20 protein-coding genes are annotated in these 21,931 nt (G+C 51.6%); 6 read left to right on the top strand and 14 right to left on the bottom strand.

Going from position 1 to position 21,931, the window contains the following annotated elements:
• Positions 1-77 precede the first annotated feature (77 nt).
• Positions 78-533 (bottom strand): YaiI/YqxD family protein, encoded by a 456-nt coding sequence (locus tag AL515_RS06920; RefSeq protein ID WP_048212459.1) that lies wholly within the window; start codon positions 531-533, stop codon positions 78-80.
• Between the two features lie 189 nt (positions 534-722).
• Here AL515_RS06920 and proC point away from each other — a divergent pair, with 189 nt between their 5' ends.
• Entirely contained in the window at positions 723-1,532 is an 810-nt protein-coding gene (gene proC / locus AL515_RS06915) for a pyrroline-5-carboxylate reductase (RefSeq protein WP_048212460.1), read from the top strand.
• Positions 1,533-1,546: 14 nt separating this feature from the next.
• On the opposite strand, the gene adrA is transcribed toward proC, so the two are convergent.
• The 5 genes from adrA to AL515_RS06890 all read right to left on the bottom strand — a co-directional run bounded on the left by adrA (position 1,547) and on the right by AL515_RS06890 (position 6,429).
• Complete coding sequence (adrA, locus tag AL515_RS06910; protein ID WP_101741821.1) at positions 1,547-2,662, bottom strand: diguanylate cyclase AdrA; 1,116 nt, start codon at positions 2,660-2,662, stop codon at positions 1,547-1,549.
• Positions 2,663-2,753: 91 nt separating this feature from the next.
• Positions 2,754-3,074, bottom strand: coding sequence for a phosphate starvation-inducible protein PsiF (gene psiF / locus AL515_RS06905; protein ID WP_048212462.1), 321 nt, complete (start codon positions 3,072-3,074; stop codon positions 2,754-2,756).
• A 147-nt stretch (positions 3,075-3,221) separates the two neighbouring features.
• Entirely contained in the window at positions 3,222-4,637 is a 1,416-nt protein-coding gene (phoA, locus tag AL515_RS06900; protein WP_061067402.1) for an alkaline phosphatase, read from the bottom strand.
• A gap of 104 nt (positions 4,638-4,741) precedes the next feature.
• Complete coding sequence (locus AL515_RS06895; RefSeq protein WP_061067401.1) at positions 4,742-4,984, bottom strand: sigma-S stabilization anti-adapter protein IraP; 243 nt, start codon at positions 4,982-4,984, stop codon at positions 4,742-4,744.
• 248 nt (positions 4,985-5,232) lie between these two features.
• Complete coding sequence (locus AL515_RS06890; protein WP_048212465.1) at positions 5,233-6,429, bottom strand: multidrug efflux MFS transporter; 1,197 nt, start codon at positions 6,427-6,429, stop codon at positions 5,233-5,235.
• Between the two features lie 301 nt (positions 6,430-6,730).
• Between AL515_RS06890 and ddlA the strand changes: the two genes are divergently transcribed.
• The gene (gene ddlA, locus AL515_RS06885; protein WP_061068801.1) at positions 6,731-7,825 is read left to right on the top strand and encodes a D-alanine--D-alanine ligase; all 1,095 of its coding nucleotides are present in this window, start codon (positions 6,731-6,733) and stop codon (positions 7,823-7,825) included.
• Between the two features lie 22 nt (positions 7,826-7,847).
• Here the strand turns inward: ddlA and AL515_RS06880 are convergent, their stop codons facing one another.
• Entirely contained in the window at positions 7,848-8,069 is a 222-nt protein-coding gene (locus AL515_RS06880; protein ID WP_005120949.1) for a DUF2754 domain-containing protein, read from the bottom strand.
• A gap of 263 nt (positions 8,070-8,332) precedes the next feature.
• Here AL515_RS06880 and AL515_RS06875 point away from each other — a divergent pair, with 263 nt between their 5' ends.
• A complete protein-coding gene (locus AL515_RS06875; protein WP_048212467.1) occupies positions 8,333-8,656 on the top strand; it encodes a YaiY family protein in 324 nt (107 codons plus the stop codon).
• Here AL515_RS06875 and AL515_RS06870 read toward each other — a convergent pair.
• Both AL515_RS06870 and sbmA read right to left on the bottom strand, forming a co-directional pair.
• Positions 8,641-9,744, bottom strand: a complete 1,104-nt coding sequence (locus AL515_RS06870; RefSeq protein WP_048212468.1) for a DUF1615 domain-containing protein — start codon at positions 9,742-9,744, stop codon at positions 8,641-8,643. The two genes, AL515_RS06875 and AL515_RS06870, sit on opposite strands and share 16 nt — an antisense overlap.
• A gap of 14 nt (positions 9,745-9,758) precedes the next feature.
• Positions 9,759-10,979: a peptide antibiotic transporter SbmA gene (gene sbmA, locus AL515_RS06865; RefSeq protein WP_061067400.1), complete on the bottom strand. Its 1,221-nt coding sequence runs from the start codon at positions 10,977-10,979 to the stop codon at positions 9,759-9,761.
• Positions 10,980-11,360: 381 nt separating this feature from the next.
• Between sbmA and ampH the strand changes: the two genes are divergently transcribed.
• Entirely contained in the window at positions 11,361-12,518 is a 1,158-nt protein-coding gene (ampH, locus tag AL515_RS06860) for a D-alanyl-D-alanine-carboxypeptidase/endopeptidase AmpH (RefSeq protein WP_048212469.1), read from the top strand.
• Position 12,519: 1 nt separating this feature from the next.
• On the opposite strand, the gene iprA is transcribed toward ampH, so the two are convergent.
• A complete protein-coding gene (gene iprA, locus AL515_RS06855) occupies positions 12,520-13,143 on the bottom strand; it encodes a hydrogen peroxide resistance inhibitor IprA (protein ID WP_048212470.1) in 624 nt (207 codons plus the stop codon).
• Between the two features lie 87 nt (positions 13,144-13,230).
• Positions 13,231-16,152 (bottom strand): autotransporter adhesin EhaB, encoded by a 2,922-nt coding sequence (ehaB, locus tag AL515_RS06850; protein ID WP_061067399.1) that lies wholly within the window; start codon positions 16,150-16,152, stop codon positions 13,231-13,233.
• 489 nt (positions 16,153-16,641) lie between these two features.
• Between ehaB and hemB the strand changes: the two genes are divergently transcribed.
• Together hemB and AL515_RS06840 are read left to right on the top strand one after the other, a co-directional pair.
• Entirely contained in the window at positions 16,642-17,616 is a 975-nt protein-coding gene (gene hemB / locus AL515_RS06845; protein ID WP_016151991.1) for a porphobilinogen synthase, read from the top strand.
• Between the two features lie 112 nt (positions 17,617-17,728).
• The gene (locus tag AL515_RS06840) at positions 17,729-19,435 is read left to right on the top strand and encodes a lysophospholipid acyltransferase family protein (protein WP_061067398.1); all 1,707 of its coding nucleotides are present in this window, start codon (positions 17,729-17,731) and stop codon (positions 19,433-19,435) included.
• Positions 19,436-19,489: 54 nt separating this feature from the next.
• Here AL515_RS06840 and tauD read toward each other — a convergent pair whose 3' ends face one another.
• The 3 genes from tauD to tauB are packed head-to-tail and all read right to left on the bottom strand — an operon-like array spanning position 19,490 to position 21,929.
• Positions 19,490-20,341: a taurine dioxygenase gene (gene tauD, locus AL515_RS06835; RefSeq protein ID WP_061067397.1), complete on the bottom strand. Its 852-nt coding sequence runs from the start codon at positions 20,339-20,341 to the stop codon at positions 19,490-19,492.
• Positions 20,338-21,165 carry a taurine ABC transporter permease TauC gene (gene tauC, locus AL515_RS06830; RefSeq protein WP_061067396.1) on the bottom strand — a complete coding sequence of 276 codons (828 nt, stop codon included), beginning with the start codon at positions 21,163-21,165 and terminating at the stop codon, positions 20,338-20,340. The genes tauD and tauC overlap by 4 nt, the downstream gene beginning before the upstream one ends.
• Positions 21,162-21,929, bottom strand: a complete 768-nt coding sequence (gene tauB, locus AL515_RS06825; protein ID WP_061067395.1) for a taurine ABC transporter ATP-binding subunit — start codon at positions 21,927-21,929, stop codon at positions 21,162-21,164. The genes tauC and tauB overlap by 4 nt, the downstream gene beginning before the upstream one ends.
• Positions 21,930-21,931: the final 2 nt, after the last annotated feature.

The raw sequence follows: 21,931 nt of genomic DNA, 5'->3' as shown, positions 1-21,931 counted from the left end.
TAAGGCGATAAAATTGATTAAACCCTACTATAACAAGAATTCACAACGAAGAAAGTGTAAAAAATAAATTACAATTATTATTTTCTACGTTGAACTTCCAGCCACCACTTGTCCAGTTCAGCCGCAAAATGTTGCCTGTCACGCGGCGAAAGGCTGTCAGGTCCCCCGGTCTGGATCCCGCTGGCACGCAGCGTATCCATAAAATCACGCATCGTCAGACGTTCACGGATCGTTGCCTCGGTATAGCGCTCACCGCGCGGGTTGAGCGCCGCAGCGCCTTTTTCAATGACTTCAGAGGCCAGCGGGATATCCGCCGTGACAACCAGGTCTCCAGCGCTGCACTGGCGCACAATTTCGTTATCGGCGACATCAAACCCGGCCGGAACACGTAAGGTGCGGATAAAACGCGAAGGCGGAACGCGCAAACTCTGATTGGCGACCAAAATGAGCGGCATCTGCATCCGCTCGGAGGCCCGATATAAAATTTCTTTAATCACATTCGGACACGCATCCGCATCCACCCAAATCGTCATAACACCTCCAGACACATGTGCAATTGCACATTGTCTCGTGCTTTTACTTTCAGGCAAAGCGCTGTTTCTTCTTCTGAACGCCTTCATTCCGCGCTAAGCTTAGCTTTCCCAGATTTACCCTAAATAATTCAAGTTACTTGAAGGATGACGGGTATAAAACAATGAATATCACGCATAGGGAGTGACAAGATGGACAAGAAAATTGGTTTTATCGGCTGCGGAAATATGGGTAAAGCGATTCTTGGCGGCCTGATCGCCAGCGGCCAGGTACTCCCCGGACAAATCTGGGTCTATACCCCCTCTCCCGATAAAGTCGCAGCACTGCACGATCAGTACGGCATAAATGCGGCGCAATCTGCGCAAGAAGTCGCGCAGATTGCAGATATTGTCTTTGGTGCCGTGAAGCCAGGCATCATGATTAAAGTGCTGAGTGAAATCACCTCCAGCCTGAACAAAGATTCCCTGGTGGTATCCATTGCGGCGGGCGTCACCCTCGATCAACTCGCCCGCGCACTGGGTCATGACCGTAAAATTATCCGCGCAATGCCTAACACGCCGTCATTGGTCAATGCAGGAATGACGTCCGTCACCCCAAATGCGCTGGTAACTCCGGAAGATACTGCTGACGTGTTGAATATTTTCCGCTGCTTTGGCGAAGCCGAAGTCATCGCAGAATCGATGATTCACCCGGTCGTTGGCGTCAGTGGTTCAGCCCCGGCCTATGTGTTTATGTTTATCGAAGCCATGGCGGATGCCGCCGTTCAGGGCGGCATGCCACGCGCGCAAGCATATAAATTCGCGGCACAGGCGGTCATGGGATCGGCGAAGATGGTACTGGAAACGGGTAAACATCCTGGAGAACTGAAAGATATGGTGTGCTCGCCTGGCGGAACCACCATTGAGGCAGTGCGCGTCCTCGAAGAACGCGGCTTCCGTTCATCAGTCATCGAAGCGATGGTTAAGTGCATGGAACAATCAGAGAAACTCAGCAAATCCTGAGTGCAAGTCGGACGTCAGGCCGCCGCTTCAGTACGGTTACGTCCGGCATTCTTTGCTTTGTAAAGCGCCATATCCGCTGACTTCAACCACTCCCGATAGTGCTCTGTTTCAGAAGTCAGCGGAGCAACACCGACGCTAATCCGCAGGGCTACTTGCGGAGCACAGGACAAGCGTAACTGGCTAAGTCGTTCATGGACGCGCGACATCGCTGCGATGGCGCTGGCTGCAGGTGTTCCGCACATAATTACCGCAAACTCATCACCACCAAAACGCCCAATCACATCACTGCCGCGCAGCGTCATTTGCAACTGACGCGTCAGCGCAACAATCGCCTGATCCCCAACATCATGACCCCAGGTATCATTGATGCTCTTAAAATGGTCGATATCGATAATAAGCAGCGTGGCATCACGTTGCTGACGACGGCAATTATCAAATTCATTGCGCAGCAGTAGCTCCCAATGGCGCCGATTATAAACGCCGGTCATTCCATCCCGCGTACTCATTACCTGCAGACGGCGTTTATGCTCCGCCAATTTGATCACCGTCTGGTAGCTAACCCAGGCAAACAGCAGCGGGTAAATCACCAGTACTGGCAGCGACAACAGCACGCTCAGTTGCGTACTGCTAAACACGACCGGAATATCCGTTAACTGTAGCGTCACCAGACATGAAACCACCATCAACACGACGCCAGCGATGAATAATCGCACCCCACCTGCGCCCATCAGGTTAATGCAGATAATCATCAGTAGCGCCGTGGATGGCAGCAGGTTTGCCCCCATGATCCCCACCCACATGCCAGCGAGGATCGCATCGGTTTTAATATTCGTAAATTCACTGTACAGCGGATCTTCCGCTTTGCTCGCCAACTGCCACGCCAGGTGCGGCCAGACAAACGCCCATCCCACCAGTAACAGCCACCAACCTCCGGTTATGGGTTGCGAGACTAATACCGACGCAATGGGGAAAAACATTCCCCCCAGCCCGACTGCGCGAGGCAGTCTTATCCGTCGGGCAAATCGCAGACCGGAACGTTGGTGGTCGTTTTGATGAAGCGATATAAATGCTTCATTCGGTACGGCCTTCTTTTGATAAAAGTTTTCATCATTCATCGTATTTGGGAATATTCTGAAACAAATTTCCCAAATTATAGAAAGGGGTCTGGCGGCGGAAGTATGATATTTCGGGTGAGCGATTTTATCCGCTCACCCGTATGTATTACGCAGCTTTTTTCAGGCAAGCGCTCATAAATTTTTTACGATCGTCGCCTTTCAGCGACTGCTCTGTTGCCTGAACGTTGCATTCACGCATTTTCTGCTGCTGCGGCGTCAGACTCTTTTCATCAGGCGCAGACTTACTGTTTTTCAGGCAATCACTCATATATGTCTTCCGGGCATCCCCTTTTAAGGTCTGCGCCGTCGCCTGCTGGTTGCAGGTGGTCATACGCTGTTGTTGCGGGGTTAACGTCTTCTCGGCAGCGCCGACGGTAGTTAAGAAAACCAGGCCAAATAATAGGGTAACGAGCAATGTTATTTTCATAGCACCATCCTGTTGTGAGTATTCACTCTACACGTCACCTTTCAAGCAACCTCGATGTTGGCTGCCTGAAGGATGACGTGTAGTAAGTCTGGTTGCTGACGCAGAAATAGCCACCTCATTATTAAAATTAAGTGACCAAATAGCAGGTTACTTCAGACCTAACGCCGCTTTCATGGTGTAAAACAGGTCAGTCTGATCGGTCAGGCCTACCACATTCGCCGCATGCGGGCCATAGGCAGCAATGCGCAGCTGGCTGCCGGTATGCTCCTGAGATTCCTCTTCCGAGTTGCCATAGCTGATAACCATCACCGCACCATCTTTGGTATTCAGCGCCTGAGTCAGGCCAGGGGCTTTGGTGTCTGGCGCAACAATCTGGCTGGCATGCGCGTGGTCAGCGGTCACGACAACCAGCGTGTTGCCGTCTTTCTTCGCGAAGGCCAGCGCGCGCTGTACAGCTTCATCCAGATCGACCGTTTCACCAATCTGACCGCACGGGTTTGCGGCGTGATCCTGCTTATCGATGGACGCGCCTTCTACCTGCAGGAAAAAGCCTTTTTCATTCTTACTTAATAGCTCAATCGCTTTATCCGTCATCTGGGCAAGCGTTGGCACCGTGTCGTTACGTTTTGGATTTGGCGTACAGGTCACGACTGGCTTATCAAGGTTACCGTGGTAAGACGCTTTTGGCCCTTCCCAGCGTACCGGCATGTTGCCGTCAGAGAACAAACCTAACAGCGGTTTATCCTGATTCGCTTCGGTAATGGCTGCCAGCGTCGCGGTATCACTGACCATCTGATAGCCACGGGCCTGAGCCTGTTCACGCAGCGTTTTCCCCTGCCACTCGCCCGCAGCTGCGGTCTCAGCAAAGGTTTTTGCCCCGCCGCCCAGCGTAACGTCAGCGCGGGCATTCAATAATTGTTCGGTGATTGACCCTTTACCGCCTTTTTCCAGCGCATTCGTCGGGCATTTCTCAGCGGTGACGCTCGGTCCGTAACATTTACGCGACGTCACATGCGCAACCAGCGCGGCGGGGGTGGCATCCTGCAATTCAGCAGTGGATACGTTGCCTGTCGCCAGACCGGCAGCTTTAGCCATTTCCAGAATAGTGGCGTGATCTTTTTCGTGAATATCAACGCCCAGCGCACCGTTATATGTTTTAACACCGGTCGTCCATGCCGTCGCAGAGGCTGCGGAATCGGTCACATAGTCAGGTTTACCCGTTTTTTTATCCAACGCGTAGTGCGTGTATTGTCCGGTCAGGGGTAACGCATCAATACCTTTAAAAAAACCACCGGCGCCTTCTGCATAATTTCGCGCAGCGGTAATTTCCGAGTCCCCCATACCATCACCGATCAATAAAATAATATTTTTGGCCGGTTTATCGTTCAAAGAATCTCGTAGTGCTGCCGTTTGATCAGTCGTTAATCGACGCGCGCCACCCGGTGTGGTGATATCTCCCTGTGCGGCACGATTATCCATAGCCGCTACGGTAGATGTTTCTGCATGAATAACCGGGGTAAACAGCAAGGGTAACAGGGCAATAGCGAGTGCGCTTTGTTTCACTTTATTTTCTCCATGTACAAATACGGTAAAATTAAAACAAAGCGACTATAAGTATTTGATGTGACACTTTTATGATAATTCGTGGATAAGTATCTGCAGATATCTCAACACGTTTTAGGTACGTTCTCGCCAGCACTGTGCATGGTCGTCAGAAATGCAGGCATTTGACTTACCCCTGCCAGCGCGTCTTCTATTTGACGAATCAGTGTTTGCTGCTCATTTGTTGCCATGTTGCGCAGCATTTCCATGATGACCCGCTCTAACGTTGCGACTTGCGCGGCCAGGTCTTGCGACTCTTCTTCTTTTTGGGTGAGCTTAAGTAACAACTCAGTGATGAGATTTTTCATTTTCGTATTCCCTTAACCAAATAAAGGCCACGTTATCACTAAGACTCACAACTTCCTAGAGGATGAAAGTTGTATTTATTGCAGAAATAAAACGTTTTGCGAAAACAATCACAACACAAAATAAGGGGGAATAACGCTTTCTGCAGAATAATTCAATATAAAAGGGTAAGGAGATTAATAGTCACCCAGATATATAATCTTCAATTATGGATTAACAACGCTGGCAACCCGCGTTGTTAATCCGCCATTCAGCGAGCGAGACGCCGGCGTCGCAACGCGATAGCCAGTTGCCAGATATTAATAAGCACAATGCTCGCGGTAGCGATAAAGACCCAGCGGAAACCCGCCATGGCCGATACGGTTGCCCCCATCAAGGGTCCAGCGACGTTGCCAAGATACATAAACGACTGGTTATACCCAAAGATGCGCCCGGTAATCTGCTCGCTGGAGTATTTCACTAATAGCGTTTGCACCGCAGGCAGCATTGCACCGTCGGCAAAGCCAAGCAGAAAACGTAGAACTCCCAATTGCAACGGCGTGGTAACCCACGACATGGCGAAAAACAGCACTACCGCGAATATTAACGTCGCCATTAAAATCCGCTCAGTACCAATACGGTCGCCTAATTTACCAAGTCGAGGCGCGGAAATCAGAGCAGAAATGCCCGGTACTGAGGCAATCAGGCCGCTGAGAAAGGCAATATTTGAGCTATCTGGCACCATCGATTTGATAAACAGCGCCAGAATGGGGCCAATTGAGCCGTTACACAGTTGAATCACCATGGTGGTAAAAAACAGGCTAATGACCAGCGCGGGATACGGTAACGAAGCAAAAACAGCTTTCCCGCTTAAACGCTCGCTTTTTTTAATCACTGGTCGGACACCCTCTTTAATTAAGAACAGTGTGACCAAAAAACTCACCACCAACAGCGCGGCGGTAATACAAAATACCGCACGTAAACCAACATGGTCGGCAATAAAACCGCCCATCAGCGGCCCGCCAATCACTCCACTAATTTGCGCCGTTGAGAGCGTGCTCAACGCCCAACCACTGCGTTCGCGCGGGACTTGCGACGCCACCAATGCCATCGCATTAGGAATGTATCCCGACGTTAACCCCATCACCCCGCGCAGCAGAAAAAGCTGCCAGACGTTAGTGGCAAATGCCTGCAGCAAAATGGCAATTGCCATACCCAGTGAGGCCCGTAACAGCATCAGCTTACGCCCTTTACGGTCAGCTAAACTGCCCCACATCGGTGAAACAATGGCAGAAATAAGAAACGTGACGCTAAACGTTAACCCGGACCACATTGAGAGCGCTTCGTGCGAGGTTACTCCCAGTTGGGAGATATAGAGCGGTAGAAAAGGCAGGATTTGGCTGATCGCCAGTCCGGTGAAAAAGCAACCGAACCACACGGAAATAAGGTTAACTCTCCAGGATTCCATAAGGACTCATAACGGTAAGTAGCTGAAAACTGCGAGCAGCTTAACAAATTACGCCTTCAAACGAGGGTCCAGAGGTACGATGTTTCACAGTTTAGTATTTTATCTCCCCGCTCATCATATTTGTGATATTCATCACATCAAATCCACATTATATACAGGGAATTATGCTTCTAACATGCCCTGTGGGTTTGTGCGTATTCATTCCCGGGGAATCCACCAAAACAATCTGCCAGAAGCCGAGGAATCCTGCGTTTTGTCGTGGTAATGTATGTGCTTTGCATTCAAGGAATGGGTTTTTAAGATGGCAAAGTTGCGGGTAGGAATCGTATTTGGTGGTAAATCAGCGGAACATGAAGTGTCATTGCAATCGGCAAAAAATATTGTCGATGCCATCGACAAGACTCGCTTTGACGTTGTGCTGTTAGGTATTGATAAACAAGGGCAGTGGCACGTGAGCGATGCCAGTAACTATCTGCTCAATTCAAACGATCCGGCACATATTGCACTGCGTCCCTCCGCGACCAGTCTGGCGCAGGTGCCGGGTAAACAAGAACATCAGTTAATCGATGCGCAAAATGGTCAGCCGCTGCCAACGGTCGATGTTATTTTCCCAATTGTGCACGGCACGCTGGGTGAAGATGGTTCACTGCAAGGCATGCTGCGCGTGGCGAATCTGCCGTTCGTCGGTTCAGATGTGCTGGGCTCTGCAGCCTGCATGGATAAAGACGTCACCAAACGTCTGCTGCGCGATGCCGGATTAAACATCGCGCCATTTATTACGCTAACTCGCGCCAATCGCAACAGCATCGGCTTTGCCGAGGTCGAGTCCCGCCTGGGCCTGCCGCTGTTTGTGAAACCGGCCAACCAGGGGTCGTCCGTTGGCGTCAGTAAAGTGACCAGTGAAGCACAGTACAACCAGGCCATCGCACTGGCATTTGAATTCGATCATAAAGTTGTGGTCGAGCAAGGGATCAAAGGTCGCGAAATAGAATGCGCGGTGCTGGGCAACGATCATCCGCAGGCCAGTACCTGTGGCGAGATCGTGCTGAACAGTGATTTTTACGCGTACGATACCAAATATATTGACGATAACGGGGCCAAAGTCGTGGTTCCGGCGGCGATTGCCCCAGAAATTAACGACAAGATCCGTGAGATCGCTATTCAGGCTTACCAGACGCTGGGTTGCGCCGGGATGGCGCGGGTGGATGTGTTCCTGACCGCAGAGAATGACGTGGTGATCAACGAGATCAACACGCTGCCGGGCTTTACCAACATCAGTATGTATCCCAAACTGTGGCAGGCCAGCGGCTTAAGCTATACCGATCTGATCACACGTCTGATCGAGCTGGCGCTGGAGCGCCACGCTGCCGATAGCGCGCTGAAAACCAGCATGTAAAAGCAGACAGGATGCCCGATAACTATTGGGCATCCTTGACATCTTCATCCTCATCGGCGCGGCGGCGAATAATAAGTCCCGCTAGCCAAAAGCTAATCACCCACGTAACCAGCCCCACCGCATAGGTTTGCCATCCTTTCGCTTCAAAACCCAATAATCCCACCACGCCATTCAGAATAAAGATCAGCCCAATGGCAAACGCGTAATAATGCCAGTCGCGGCGAATTTTTACAGGCAGGTTCATAACAGCTCCGGTGGAAGTTCAGCGTTGAACAGCATCCTCGCACATTTCCCTGCGGGCGTCTGTGTCCTGTGCGGAAATTCTTAAATGTGAATCAATTTAACTTAAGGTTACATATTTGTGACGTTCAACAAAAAACCAAAATCCAGGAATAATCTCTACCTGAAATTACCATCATTCTGATATTGACAATCCCGATCACCTGTCAGACTCACTGTCAGTTACTGGTATGGCATCGACAACGCAGGATATCTCTGGAGGTCCCTATGGCTGATTTTACGCTCTCAAAATCCCTGTTTAAGGGCAAGCATCGAGATACCTCCTCTCTGCCCGGAAACATTGCGTATGCCGTTTTTGTGCTGTTTTGCTTCTGGGCCGGGGCTCAGGTTTTAAATCTGTTAGCCCATGCGCCCGGTATCTATGAAGAACTGATGCAGCTACAGATGCAAGAGACCGGACGCCCACGCGTTGAAATTGGCTTAGGCGTCGGCACCCTGTTTGGACTGATTCCCTTCCTCACAGGCTGCCTTATCCTTGGCGTCATCGCGGCGGTGGTGCGCTGGCGCCATCGTCATCACAACGATGACTGACCCATACACTTCGCCCGACGATCGTCCACGCGTTTAGCAAACCATGCCGTGGTCAAATTACGCGTAATCTTCGGGCTTTCCAGTTGAATACCTGGCAGCATTTCCCGTGGTAACGTTTTTCCAGCCTTCGCTTCCGCCAGCTTATACATCTTCTCGTACAGCGCAGTCTCCTCGAAGGCCAGGCTGTCGCCTTTTTGCAACTGACGATGGATATCGCTCTCACTCATCCCCAGCTTCCCGGCAAGCTTGCGTACCGCCAACTCCGTTTTACCCGGTTCTTTGCTGTTGTAGAGAATCAAATCCCCATCCAACGCCAGCTTCACACCACTGGCTTTGCTGACGGCATTCTGAAACGCCGCATTACGGCTGGCATACCATCCCGCATTAAAATCCGCGAAACGGAAGACAGGCGCGCTATAGTTCGCCGGGTAATTCAGCAAGTGATACGTGCCGAACCAGAGTCCGCCGCGCAGGGTAAAGACTTCCTGACGTACCGTTCCTTCCATTTTCCACGGATACCCGGAAGTATGCTGTTCGGCAAACGCAATGCTGACCTGCATCGGCCCCCCGGTATGCACCGGGTTGAGCGAACCAAACAACGTCTGTCCCATCGGCACCATATTGATGAAATCATCAAAAATGGCACTAAGCTGCTTTTCCGTCTTCACTGAATCCAGACGCTCGCTGTAGCTTTTCCCATTTGGCGAGTTAATCTTCAGTGCGGTATGAACCAAAAACACCGGAATATGCATACGCTCGGCGCGACGGTCAATCTCTTTCCAGGCTATTTTGCTTAAATTCGGGACAACCGGATCGGCCTGATAGTTGGACTCCTGCTGCGCCACGGCCAGCACCGAACAGATATTTTCAACCGTCGGCGCCAGCTTCTGGCTTTCAAACGTTTTCGCCAGGTCCTGCGCCCACGCGTCCCGGTCTTTCACACTGGCAGGCATTTTTTGCCGCACCACGCTCGCCACATCGACAGCTTTCTCCCCTTTTTTTAATGGCTGCGCGGGTTGGCTACTACACCCCACCAGCACCAACGCCGCCAGACCAGACCAGGGGTAAAGACGGGAAACCGTCGGCATAACATCTCCTTTTGTTAGCTAAGCGTATGGGTAACAGCCTGAATTTCCTGACCATCCAGTTCACGTTCGAAGCTGCGCAGACGCTTATAGATAGACATCAGCTCAACCAGCGTTGTCCACGAATTAATCAAATACTGGAACGAGCCGCGTACCTGACCAAACACGTTGGTGATTTGCGTCATCAGACCGAGCGTAATCGTACCGGCAACAATCGATGGAAACAGCAGGAACAAGCCGAAAACGTTATCAACCTGCAGGTAAAGAATACGGGCGATATTGAAGTACATATAGTGAAAATAGAGGCGAAAGTAGTTTTGACGCACCGCGTGGAACAGCTCGCGAACCGTCGGCGGCGTCGCGCGATTACCATCATCTTCACCGTACACCAGCTCTTTACGGTACGCCGCTTCCACCCGCTGATTTTTGAACTCCAGCCCAGGCAGTTTGATCCCCACCACGGCCAGCAGCCCGGTCCCCATCAACGACCAGACAATCGCAGCAATCACCAGACCGTAAGGAATATATCCAACAATCGGCAGATCCGGGACATGCGCAGAAAGCGTAACCAGTACCGGCAAGAAGGCAATCAGCGTCATAATCGCGTTAATAAAACTCACGCCCATGTCTTCCAGCGTGGAAGCGAAACGCATGGTGTCTTCCTGCACACGCTGCGCCGCACCTTCGATATGACGCAGATGCTGCCAGTGCGCCATATAATGTTCGTTCATCGCGGTACGCCAGCGGAAGACGTAATGACTGACGAAGAAGTTGTTCATCACGCCAATGACGACGGCTATCAGCGCAATCCCGAGAAAGATCCCCACTTCCTGATAGAACTGCTCAATTTTCACCTTATGCGGTGTGCTGAGTGCGGTTTGAATCAGGTCGTAGAACGGGGCATACCACGCATTGACGGCGACGCCGACTTCAACCAGAAACCAGGTGACGAAGATAATCAGCGAGGTACCGAGTATCGACCAGTACTGCCAGCGGTGCGGACTGTAGATAAACCAGAACAGCGCAAACACGCCAACGCACAGAATGTAGTATGCATAAAAAATCAGATAATCCAGCGACCAGAATCGCGCTGCGCTAATCGGTACATTCCCCGATGCGCCGGTAATCTGTGCAACCCAGGCTCCCCCGCCAGCCTGCCAAAATACAACAGCGACCAGTGCCCAAATAAATGCCGAAATAAAGAACGGCCCCGGCTTTGGGAAAAAAGACTTAAACATAGTGCTCTCCTGCTAACTTCTTATCGTTATGACGACTGCTGTGCATTTGCCACGGTGGTTTACCGCGGCAAGACGGCTTACGCCCAATAAACACAAGCTGAAACCGACAATTGTGACCAGAACCGGCGCACTTAGTTCGCTATCTGGTTTTGTAGAATTGTTTCTGCGGTTTTCACACCGACAGCGCTCCGGCATGTTCAGATTATTGCAGCGTGAGATCACAAAAGCGAACATCCACTCTCCGGGAAAAGCCCACGTTTACTCATCGTTACGTTTTTCCCACTATCATTGGCTGATAAGCGCTTTGCAATATGCCAACGAGTAGTATAAATACGCATACGCACGTCATCTTTTATTTCCTCTAACTCATGGACACCACCGTTGAAACGTAGTCTGCTTTTTTCTGCCGCGCTGTGTGCGGCGTCATTGACATCTGTCCAGGCGGCACAGCCTATAACCGATCCCGTCTTTGCCTCTGACATCGTCGACCGGTATGCCGATCATATTTTCTACGGCAGCGGCGCTACGGGGATGGCGCTTGTGGTGATTGATGGTAATCAGCGCGTGTTTCGTAGCTTTGGTGAAACGCGCCCCGGCAATAATGTTCACCCGCAGTTGGATTCCGTTATTCGCATCGCGTCGTTGACCAAATTAATGACCAGCGAAATGTTAGTGAAATTACTCGATCAGGGCACAGTAAAACTCAACGATCCATTGAGTAAATATGCACCACCAGGCGCACGCGTTCCGACATATCAGGGAACGCCTATCACGCTGGTGAATCTGGCGACGCACACCAGCGCACTGCCACGCGAGCAGCCTGGCGGCGCGGCAAAACGCCCGGTCTTTGTCTGGCCGACTCGCGAACAGCGCTGGAGCTATCTCTCTACCGCAACGCTAAAAGCCGCACCTGGCTCGCAGGCTTCCTATTCGAACCTGGCGTTTGACCTGCTGGCCGATGCGCTGGGAACCGCGTCCGGCAAACCTTATCCGCAGTTGTTTGAAGAGAAAATCACCCGACCGCTCGGGATGAAAGACACCACCTTTACCCCGTCCCCCGATCAGTGCGCACGCCTGATGGTCGCGGAAAAAGGCGCCAGCCCGTGTAACAATACGCTGGCGGCCATGGGCAGCGGTGGCGTCTATTCTACGCCCGGCGATATGATGCGCTGGATGCAACAGTATCTCTCCTCTGATTTTTATCATCGTAGCCAGCAGGCCGACCGGATGCAGACGCTGATTTATCAGCGTACGCAGTTAACCAAAGTGATAGGGATGGATGTTCCGGGCAGAGCCGATGCGCTAGGTTTGGGCTGGGTCTATATGGCGCCGAAGAATGGGCGTCCAGGAATTATTCAAAAAACCGGTGGCGGCGGTGGCTTCATTACTTATATGGCGATGATCCCACAGCAAAACGTCGGGGCCTTTGTCGTGGTAACCCGCTCCCCGCTGACCCGCTTTACCAATATGAGCGACGGGATCAACAATCTGGTGAGCGAACTGAGCGGCAACAAACCGCAAGTGATCCCCGCCTCCTGATTCAATACTCAAAAGGCAAACGGTTAATACTCACCAGTTTGCCTTTATTCATTTCAATATATCCACCTTTACGCAATGCTGCGAGAACCTCAGCGACAACTGAGCGTGAAATTCGTGTACGTTGGTGAATATAGTTCATGACGCCGATACGCGAACGCAGAACCTCGTCCCATTTCGTCATGGAGATCAACGTGGCGCGAATCTGATCGTAGGAGTTGTTACCGATCAACTGCAGATCGCGCAATTCGAGCATGGCGTTTTGCCATGCCAGCCAGCAAAAAGCTTCCCGCCAAAGCTGGTATTGTTCAATGATATTAATTGTTTGTGAGGCAGGAAGATGATATCCCGTACAATTACTTTCGGTCATTAATCTGTATTGTACATCTGTTTTCATCACGCCATCAGAAAGGCCCATAATAAAAGGCGCCTGTGCAATCCCGACCAGCACGTTTTCCCCTCTACGCAGGGAAACAACACCACTTAAAATGATAAAAGTGTCATCACCATCTATATCATGGGAATATATAATTTGTTTTTTACTATCACATTCGAAATGTTCGCCATACTTAGACAAACATTTATCCAACATCCCAAATTCCACCAGCGGTTTATTTGTAGATAGCATGTGCGCACTCCTTGCAGTAAATGCCCGTCAAATCCGTGACGGGCATTATTACGAGTAAGTTACCTTATTTTCTCTGCAAAAAGGCTCTTACCAGGTATATTTAACACCTACATTTGCAGACCAGTCTTGATCGACATCACCTCCGCCGAGGTAGTTAGCATCGGTGTACGCACTGAAATTTTTGGTAAAGCTGAACTGAGTACCCAGTCCAACACGTACCGCAGAACCTTCTACGCCGTTGTCGATAGAGTCACCGTTTACGTCAGCATCGTTATTAGAATCGTCGTAAACGTAGGCCAGTTTGAAGTACGGGGTCAGCGCCTGGTCGTCGCTGTAGGCGAAGGTATAACCTGCATCTACACCCAGTTCATAACGCATGCTGTCATAAGACTGACCATCAACTTTCATGTCGTTACTCAGCTTATAGTCATCACCAGACTGGAACAGACCGGATACGCTACCGTAAGGCGTTACGTACCCTGCGTCACTCAGTTTCAGGTCATAACCCAGTTTCAAGCCAAAGCCCCAGGCATCAGCAGAGGTGCTGCCGTCAACATACTGACCGTTGCTCATGTTAGCAGACAGATCGTTGTTGAAGTGGGAGTAGCTTAAGTTACCGTCAACAAAGATGTTGTTGGCAAAGTGAGCAGAAGAGTAGATATAGGCAGTCTGGCTGTCCTGATCCACCTGACCGGTACGGTCGCTCATATCACCTTTCGCGAAGCCTGCTGCTGCACCGACAATCCACTTGGCGTTGTTACCATCAATTTTTGAATCAACACCGACCATGATGCCGTTAACATCCTGATCGTAGTTGATGGTGCCGTTATCCGCATCGAAGCTACCACCGAAGTAGCTTACCCATGCGCCACCGTTATCAACCAGACCATGACGTGCGTTAGTCAGACGAGTACCAACAGTGTCTTGTTCCAGGTTCCAGATATTGGTGTTAGCAGACGGGATGCTCAGAGCCATATTTGCGTAGTCGGTCAGCTCCATCTGCTGCAGAACAACGGTGTTACCCTGCTGCTGCGCCTGATAGGTGTAAGCGCCGAGGTCAGCTTTGTTAGCTGCAGAGAAGGTTGCAGTGCTGTTGGTGTCGTTAACGTAGATCAGCTCGTTACCTTTGTAATCAGCAACAGAACCAGCGCCAGTCGCGTTATCGATACGCACTTTATAGTTACCGGTTGCTGCCGCTACGTGGTCACCATAGTTATCAACTTCAGATTGATCGTAGGAGGTGTCGGAATCGCCGTTACCGTTGATAGTCAGATGACCATCAGAGTTCATTGCGATTACGCCATAACCGTAGTTAGCCTGAGTTTTGTCGTTAGTACGATCGTTGGTCAGGTCAGCATTCAACACATAGTTAGTGCTGTTGATGTCGAAAACACCCGCATTAACATGGTTGTAAGCATCGGTGTAGCTGGTCAGGTTCAGCGTATCAACCTGCAGTGCATCACCTGTGCTGTTACCCACATCCAAAATACCGTTGTTGGTAACGTTGATGGTGTTGGCATACAGTGCAGCACTACCTACACTCCAGCCAGCAGCAACATCATCAGCAATCGTGACGGTACTGTTGTCAATAGACAGGGTATCGGTCGCAACATGGCCATCTTCGTTGATGTTCAGGGCAGAAGCACCGATCAGAGAGATGGTGTCAGAAATCAGGGTAGAATCACCCACATTCACGACGGAACCGCTGTTAATGCTCAGTGTGTCAATCAGAGAGGTTTTGGTGGTATCCCACTGTGATGCGCCGTTCAGCGTGACGTTGAACAGACCGCTCTGGTAAACAGCGTTGCCAACCACATGACCATTTTCGTCATAAGAGGTCGTGTCGCTATCAATACCGTAGGTTGAATCAGGCCACAGACTATTGGCTGCAATATCAATCAGCGTCGCGGTAGCTTCTGTGCCTGCTGCATAGCTGTCGTAAACACCGTCGCCATCAGCATCAACCTGATGTACGGACATTGCCGCACCCACCCACTTACTGCCGTTGTTCAGGGTCAGATCCAGACGGTCAGTACCATCCCAACCGTTGGTATCCAGGTCGGCATCAGTATCACGATAAGTATCAGCGCCGTTCGGGAAGAAGTTCTCATCGAAGTTGCTGGAGAACAGAACATCACCCATCAACGTGGAATTATTAAACGTGGCAGTCGTCTGCATCGCGTTATCGGCATCTGGATGTGCAATAACAGCCAATGCAACATCATCAGCAGTATAAGAACCGCTGTAATCGCTTGCATTGCTGGTATTACCAAACCAGCCGGAAGTACCTTCATCAGACCATGAACCAGAGGTCAGGGTAGAATCGCTAACAGCAATAGTATTATTAAATACTTCGCCGCTGTTTACACCAGTGCTGACGGTGTTATCGTCAATGTCTTCCCACTCATAACCCTGAGTCAGCGTAATACCCGCAACGTGAGAGTTGTTGGAGATAGACAGATCAACTTCTTGATCCAGCGTGATAGCCGTACCCAGGTTATAAACGTCGACAACGTGCGTATCAGCCGCATCGTTATAGGTACCGTTGTAGGTATAATGTTCGTAGTTGTCATCGATAGTTGAGTTGATGACGTTCATCGCCAAACGATCATAGTAATAGTCGGTACCCGTACGGTTAGTACAATCCGTGGTCATACACTCGGAAGTCACCATACCGTGAATGGTACTATTTTTAATCGTCAGGCTGTTGTTATTGCTGTTAGTAGATAGTCCATCATCCAGATAATAAGTAGAAATAACGCCGTTAACAGTAGCGTTATTGATTACTGGATAAATATCACCGTTATAAATACTATCAGCTTCGTAATTGTTCCAACCGACATACCCATCGTAGTAAACACCATCGGCATAAGATGCGTCATTATAATGGGTGAACGTTGTGTACGTGGTTCCAGAAATATCGGTTGAAGCATTCGCCTGAGAAGTGATTGCCAAAGTGCAGGCTAATGCTAATTGTGAGACTACAAGTTTCTTTTTCCAGATGTGCATTTGTCATCCCTCCTCAGGGACGTAATATAGTTGATCCATCAATTATCAATGCAAAGAAAACATTTTATGTTTCGCAGGGCCGATTATGCTGTTTCACAACGGAAAGGTTCAATTATTCTTTGCTCACTGTCCGAAATCGGACAACATCATGAATTAACCAGGTCTTAACAATAAAACAAAAATACAAATATTTTCAACAAGATATAAAACACACAACATCTAACGCATATAATTATCAAATAATCCACCCAATACTCAAACAAATAAAAAATAAATAGGCTAGAGTTATGTTACGTGATAAACAAATAAATCCATCAACATTTAAAATAATAAAAGCAAAAACAAACAAAATAATGAATATAAATAAATTGCTCTAATGATTCAGCCTTTCGCCACGGGAAATCCAAATATAAAGCCAACTTTCGTAAACCACCCGCCCTCAGGTTCGGGTATACTACGGCCTTCGATTTCACAAACATCAGGCATACCATGACAGACCTAATCCAACGCCCTCGCCGCCTGCGCAAATCACCTGCGCTGCGCGCTATGTTTGAAGAGACAACACTGAGCTTAAATGACCTGGTGTTGCCGATCTTTGTTGAAGAAGAACTCGACGATTACAAAGCCATCGAGGCCATGCCAGGCGTGATGCGCATTCCAGAGAAGCATCTGGCACGCGAAATTGAACGCATTGCTAATGCAGGCATCCGCTCAGTCATGACCTTCGGTATTTCCCACCACACCGATGACACCGGCAGCGATGCATGGAAAGAAGACGGTCTGGTGGCGCGCATGTCGCGTATCTGTAAGCAGACCGTGCCGGAAATGATTGTCATGTCCGATACCTGCTTCTGTGAATACACCTCGCACGGTCACTGCGGCGTATTATGCGAGCACGGCGTGGATAACGATTTAACCCTGGCCAATCTTGGCAAGCAGGCGGTGGTTGCTGCCGCAGCGGGTGCTGACTTCATCGCGCCTTCCGCCGCGATGGACGGCCAGGTGCAGGCGATTCGCCAGGCGCTGGACGCCGCGGGCTTCACCGATACGGCGATCATGTCCTACTCCACCAAATTTGCTTCTTCTTTCTACGGCCCGTTCCGTGAAGCCGCAGGCACCGCGCTGAAAGGCGATCGTAAAACCTATCAGATGAACCCGATGAACCGTCGGGAAGCGATCCGCGAATCGCTGCTGGATGAAGCCCAGGGCGCAGACTGCCTGATGGTCAAACCGGCTGGCGCATACCTCGATATTCTGCGCGATATCCGCGAGCGCACCGAGCTGCCGATTGGCGCTTATCAAGTCAGCGGTGAATACGCGATGATCAAATTCGCGGCGCTGGCGGGTGCCATAGATGAAGAGAAAGTGGTGCTGGAAAGCTTAGGCTCGATCAAGCGCGCTGGCGCGGATCTGATTTTCAGCTACTTCGCACTCGATCTGGCTGAGAAAAAAATCCTGCGTTAATTCCTTTCAACGCCCCGCACTGCGGGGCGTTTTATCATAAAACGTCACCAAACCGCCATCTAACCGACACATCGCCCTTCTACTGTCACAAAAGGACAGAGGAGGAGCCGCTATGTTTAGTCTCGACAATGTCATCGACGACCTGTGGCCAGAGGCGAGGCCCGCCCCGTGGCAAAAAAAAGTGCTGAGAAAACTGTTACATGAAGAGGAATTCCAACAGTTTGCCGCTCGTCACCGCCATCTGAAAGGGTTAGATACCGTCGAACAGGTGCTGGAGCATCTCAACATTCACTGTCAAATTCCGGTCCGTAGTCTGGAACAAATTCCCGAACAAGGGCCGCTGGTTATCATCGCCAACCACCCTACCGGCACACTCGACGGCCTGGCCCTGCTATACGCCGTTTCTCGCGTTCGCCGCGATGTTAAAGTCGTCACCAACCGCATGCTCACTCATCTCGAACCGCTCAGTTCGCTGTTTATTCCGGTGGATAATATCAATGGCCGCACCGCTAAAGCGGCGCTACAGCTGATGGATCGACAGTTGCAAAACGGCGGTGTGCTGATCTTCTTCCCGGCCGGTGAAGTTTCGCGCATAACCCGGCGCGGCATTCACGATAAAAAATGGCACTCCGGCTTTATTAAGCTCGCCGCCAAATACCGCGCACCGCTCTTACCTGCGTGGATTGAGGCACGCAATAGCACGCTGTTTTATGCCAGCGCACTGGTATCGCAAAACCTGCCGATGCTGTTGTTAATGCAGCAGATGTTTCGCCGCCGGAACAGCAACCTGCCGGTGACCATTGGCGAGCAAATTGCGTGGACGACATGGTGCAACCCACAAACTACGCCGCGAGAAATGACAGACAAGTGCTACCGACACGTTCAGCTACTGGGAAAAGGACGGCCGGGCGTCTTTAAAACCGAAAGCGCGATCGCTCGCCCGGAACCCCGTGCCCTGCTCAAGCGCGAGCTACACCAGGCCGAGTGCCTGGGGCGTACAGCAGACGGTAAGGTTATCTATCTATGGCAGCGTAATGGTCAGGAAGAGGTTCCGTTGCTACGTGAGCTGGGCCGTCTGCGGGAAATCGCCTTCCGCGCGGTAGGCGAAGGTAGCGGCAAACGCCGCGACATCGACAGTTACGACGATGACTACCTGCATCTGATCCTGTGGGATGAAGACGATTTGGAGATCGTCGGTGCCTACCGCTTTATGCCGACCGCCCTACAGATGGAAAAGCGCGGGCTGGACGGCATTTACAGCTATAGCCTGTTTCATTACGACGAACGGATGGACGATATCCTCCAGCACGGCATTGAGCTGGGGCGCAGCTTTATTCAGCCACGCTACTGGGGACGCCGCGGCCTGGACTATCTGTGGTCCGGTATCGGCGCGTATCTGGCGCGCCATCCACACTATCGCTACCTGTTTGGCCCGGTTTCTATTTCTGGTGGGCTACCGCCCTCGGCCCGCGATTTGCTGGTTGCCTTTTATCGCCTGTGGTTTCCGGCAACACATCCGCTGGCGGAGTCACGCCGACCGTACCCGGCCTCGTTACCCGACGCACTGGCGCAGTTTGGCGGGGAAAATTACAGTGAAGACCTGACGCGGCTGAAGTCGCTGCTCGGCAACCTTGGTTGTGGTATTCCACCACTCTACAAGCAATATTCCGAAGTGTGTGAGCCAGGTGGCGTACAGTTTATCGACTTTGGCAGCGACCCGGACTTTAACAACTGCGTGGATGGTCTGGTACTGGTGGATTTAACGTATCTGAAGGCAAATCGCTACCAGCGGTATATCGGACCGCATTTAGGTTTGTAGACCGGATAAGGCGTTTACGCCTTATCCGGTCTACAATCGGCACCGGTCAGGAACTCACGACGCACGATAGAACGGCTTATCCCCTAAAATCGTGGCCCGATGCATAATGCGCCGCTGCGGCAGATAATCCGCATTGGCGTAATGTTGCGTCACGCGGTTATCCCAAATCGCCACATCATCAGGCTGCCAGCGCCAGCGCACCTGAAACTCTGGTTTAGTGACATGCGCAAACAGGAACCCGAGTAGCGCTTCGCTCTCTTTCTCCGTGACATCCACAATCCGCGTGGTAAATCCCTCGTTCACAAACAGCGCCTGTTTACCGCTTACCGGATGCGTGCGCACCACCGGATGCAGTAACGGGGGATGTTTGGCCACCGCGTCCAGCCAGCGCTGGTGCTCTTCTTCCGTCTTACGGTATTTGTACTCCTGGAACGATTTGCGGAAATCATGCTCTGCCCGCAGGCCGCTCAGCAACTGACGAAACGGTTCAGAGAGCGCTTCAAAAGCGGCAATCCCGCTGGTCCACAGGGTGTCGCCCCCGGTTGATGGCAGCTCTTTCGCCGCTAAAATCGCCCCGGCAGGCGGCGTGTCAATAAAGGTTACATCGGTGTGCCAGTTATCGTTATCTGGCGGATTATCGTTGTGAGTATCCAGCACGATAATCTCCTCCACGTCCTCGGCGTGCGGGTAGACCGGATGAATATGCAGATCGCCAAAACGTAGCGCCAGCGCACGCTGCTGTTGCGGCGTAATCACCTGCCCACGCAGAAACACCACCTGGTGACGCAGTACGGCGTGATAAAGCTGCTCAAACTGGTTATCGCTCAGCGGGCGCGCCAAATCCGCACCGGTGATTTGTGCGCCAATATACGGCCCCAGCGGGGTAATGCTCAGACGTTCACTCATTGTACTTCTCCATGCCAGGGCGTCAGACGACGTTGAAGCGCGCGCAGACCCAGTTCTAAAATAAAGGCGATAACGGCAATTACCGCGATCCCCGCCAGCACCACATCCGTTGCCAGAAATTCACCGGCGGACTGGACCATAAAACCCAAACCTCGCGTGGCGGCAATCAGCTCTGCGGCCACCAGCGTTGACCAGCCGACACCCAGCCCGATGCGCAGCCCGGTGAGTATTTCCGGCAATGCACCGGGTAAAATAACAAACCACAACACCTGCGCACGGCTGGCCCCTAGTGATTGTGCGGCGCGTACTCTTACCTGCTGCGCGCTGCGGACACCGGCCAGCGCCGACATCGCAACAGGCGCGAAAATCGCCAGGTAGATCAACAAGATCTTGGAGGTTTCACCAATACCAAACCAGATCACCATCAGCGGTAAATAGGCCAGTGGCGGAACCGGACGGTATAATTCAATGATCGGATCGAGAATACCGCGCATCGTCGGACTCAGCCCCATCGCGATCCCAACCGGGACGCCCAGCAGCACGGCGGCCAGCAGGGCGATAACAATTCGCGCCAGGCTCGCTGCCAAATGTTGCCACAGCGTGGCATCCATAAATCCCTGTGGCCCGGCAATAACGAGCAGTTTTTGCAAAACCTGCCCTGGCGGCGGCAAAAACAGCGGGCTGATTAATTGCAGCGCTGCCACCGTCCACCACACCGCCAGAATGACGGCCAGCGTACCAAGGCTTAACGTTATCTGACGTGAAAGCGGCCAGCGCCAGTTCAGCGTGCGCTGTCGCGGTTTATCATTAATAACTACGCTCATGAAAACGCCTCCCGTTGCGCAAAGACGCGACTTAGCACGTATTCGCGCATGGCAATAAACTGCGGATCGGACTTAATGCTGCGACTCGACTCTCCAGCCACAAAGCGCCGGGCAAAATTCAGCGGCAGACGCTCCATCACCCGACCAGGGCCGGATGAGAGCAGCACCAGCTCGGTGGCCATAAATACCGCTTCTTCAATATCGTGCGTGATTAACAACACCTGTTTGCCGGTCTCATGCCAGAGCTTCAGCAGCAGGGTTTGCATCTGCTCGCGGGTAAACGCGTCGAGCGCACCAAACGGTTCATCGAGCAGCAGGAGCTGTGGATTGGCCGCCAGCGCCCGGGCAATACCAACACGCTGGCGCTGGCCGCCAGAAAGCTGCCAGATAAAACGTTTTCCCGCACCGTCCAACCCTACTTTCTGCAACATCTCCTGGGCGATACGCTGACGCTGCACTTTCTCTACCCCTGCCAGTTGCAGACCAAAGGCCACATTATCCTGCACGTTACGCCAGGGCAGCAGACCTTCGTTCTGGAATACCACCCCGCGTTCCGCGCCCGGACCTTCCACCTTCTTACCTGACAGCGTAATGCTGCCGTGCTGATACGGCACAAACCCGGCAATCAGATTTAGCAGCGTGGTTTTGCCGCAGCCGGAAGGCCCGAGTACCACCAGCAGTTCGCCGCTATCAAGCGTCAGGTTGATATCATCCAGCACCGGTTTTCCACCGTAGCTGGCTGCGAGGTGAGAGATTTGCAGCATCA

Source organism: Citrobacter sp. FDAARGOS_156, from assembly GCF_001559235.2.
Lineage (GTDB): Bacteria > Pseudomonadota > Gammaproteobacteria > Enterobacterales > Enterobacteriaceae > Citrobacter > Citrobacter youngae.
This window is presented reverse-complemented; position numbering and strand designations above follow the sequence as displayed.

Bases quoted from the DNA above. Each gene is read 5' to 3' on its own strand.
- AL515_RS06920 (WP_048212459.1), bottom strand. From the start codon at position 533: ATGACGATTTGGGTGGATGCGGATGCGTGTCCGAATGTGATTAAAGAA.
- proC (WP_048212460.1), top strand. From the start codon at position 723: ATGGACAAGAAAATTGGTTTTATCGGCTGCGGAAATATGGGTAAAGCG.
- psiF (WP_048212462.1), bottom strand. From the start codon at position 3,074: ATGAAAATAACATTGCTCGTTACCCTATTATTTGGCCTGGTTTTCTTA.
- AL515_RS06895 (WP_061067401.1), bottom strand. From the start codon at position 4,984: ATGAAAAATCTCATCACTGAGTTGTTACTTAAGCTCACCCAAAAAGAA.
- AL515_RS06890 (WP_048212465.1), bottom strand. From the start codon at position 6,429: ATGGAATCCTGGAGAGTTAACCTTATTTCCGTGTGGTTCGGTTGCTTT.
- ddlA (WP_061068801.1), top strand. From the start codon at position 6,731: ATGGCAAAGTTGCGGGTAGGAATCGTATTTGGTGGTAAATCAGCGGAA.
- AL515_RS06880 (WP_005120949.1), bottom strand. From the start codon at position 8,069: ATGAACCTGCCTGTAAAAATTCGCCGCGACTGGCATTATTACGCGTTT.
- AL515_RS06875 (WP_048212467.1), top strand. From the start codon at position 8,333: ATGGCTGATTTTACGCTCTCAAAATCCCTGTTTAAGGGCAAGCATCGA.
- AL515_RS06870 (WP_048212468.1), bottom strand. From the start codon at position 9,744: ATGCCGACGGTTTCCCGTCTTTACCCCTGGTCTGGTCTGGCGGCGTTG.
- sbmA (WP_061067400.1), bottom strand. From the start codon at position 10,979: ATGTTTAAGTCTTTTTTCCCAAAGCCGGGGCCGTTCTTTATTTCGGCA.
- iprA (WP_048212470.1), bottom strand. From the start codon at position 13,143: ATGCTATCTACAAATAAACCGCTGGTGGAATTTGGGATGTTGGATAAA.
- ehaB (WP_061067399.1), bottom strand. From the start codon at position 16,152: ATGCACATCTGGAAAAAGAAACTTGTAGTCTCACAATTAGCATTAGCC.
- hemB (WP_016151991.1), top strand. From the start codon at position 16,642: ATGACAGACCTAATCCAACGCCCTCGCCGCCTGCGCAAATCACCTGCG.
- AL515_RS06840 (WP_061067398.1), top strand. From the start codon at position 17,729: ATGTTTAGTCTCGACAATGTCATCGACGACCTGTGGCCAGAGGCGAGG.
- tauD (WP_061067397.1), bottom strand. From the start codon at position 20,341: ATGAGTGAACGTCTGAGCATTACCCCGCTGGGGCCGTATATTGGCGCA.
- tauC (WP_061067396.1), bottom strand. From the start codon at position 21,165: ATGAGCGTAGTTATTAATGATAAACCGCGACAGCGCACGCTGAACTGG.
- tauB (WP_061067395.1), bottom strand. From the start codon at position 21,929: ATGCTGCAAATCTCTCACCTCGCAGCCAGCTACGGTGGAAAACCGGTG.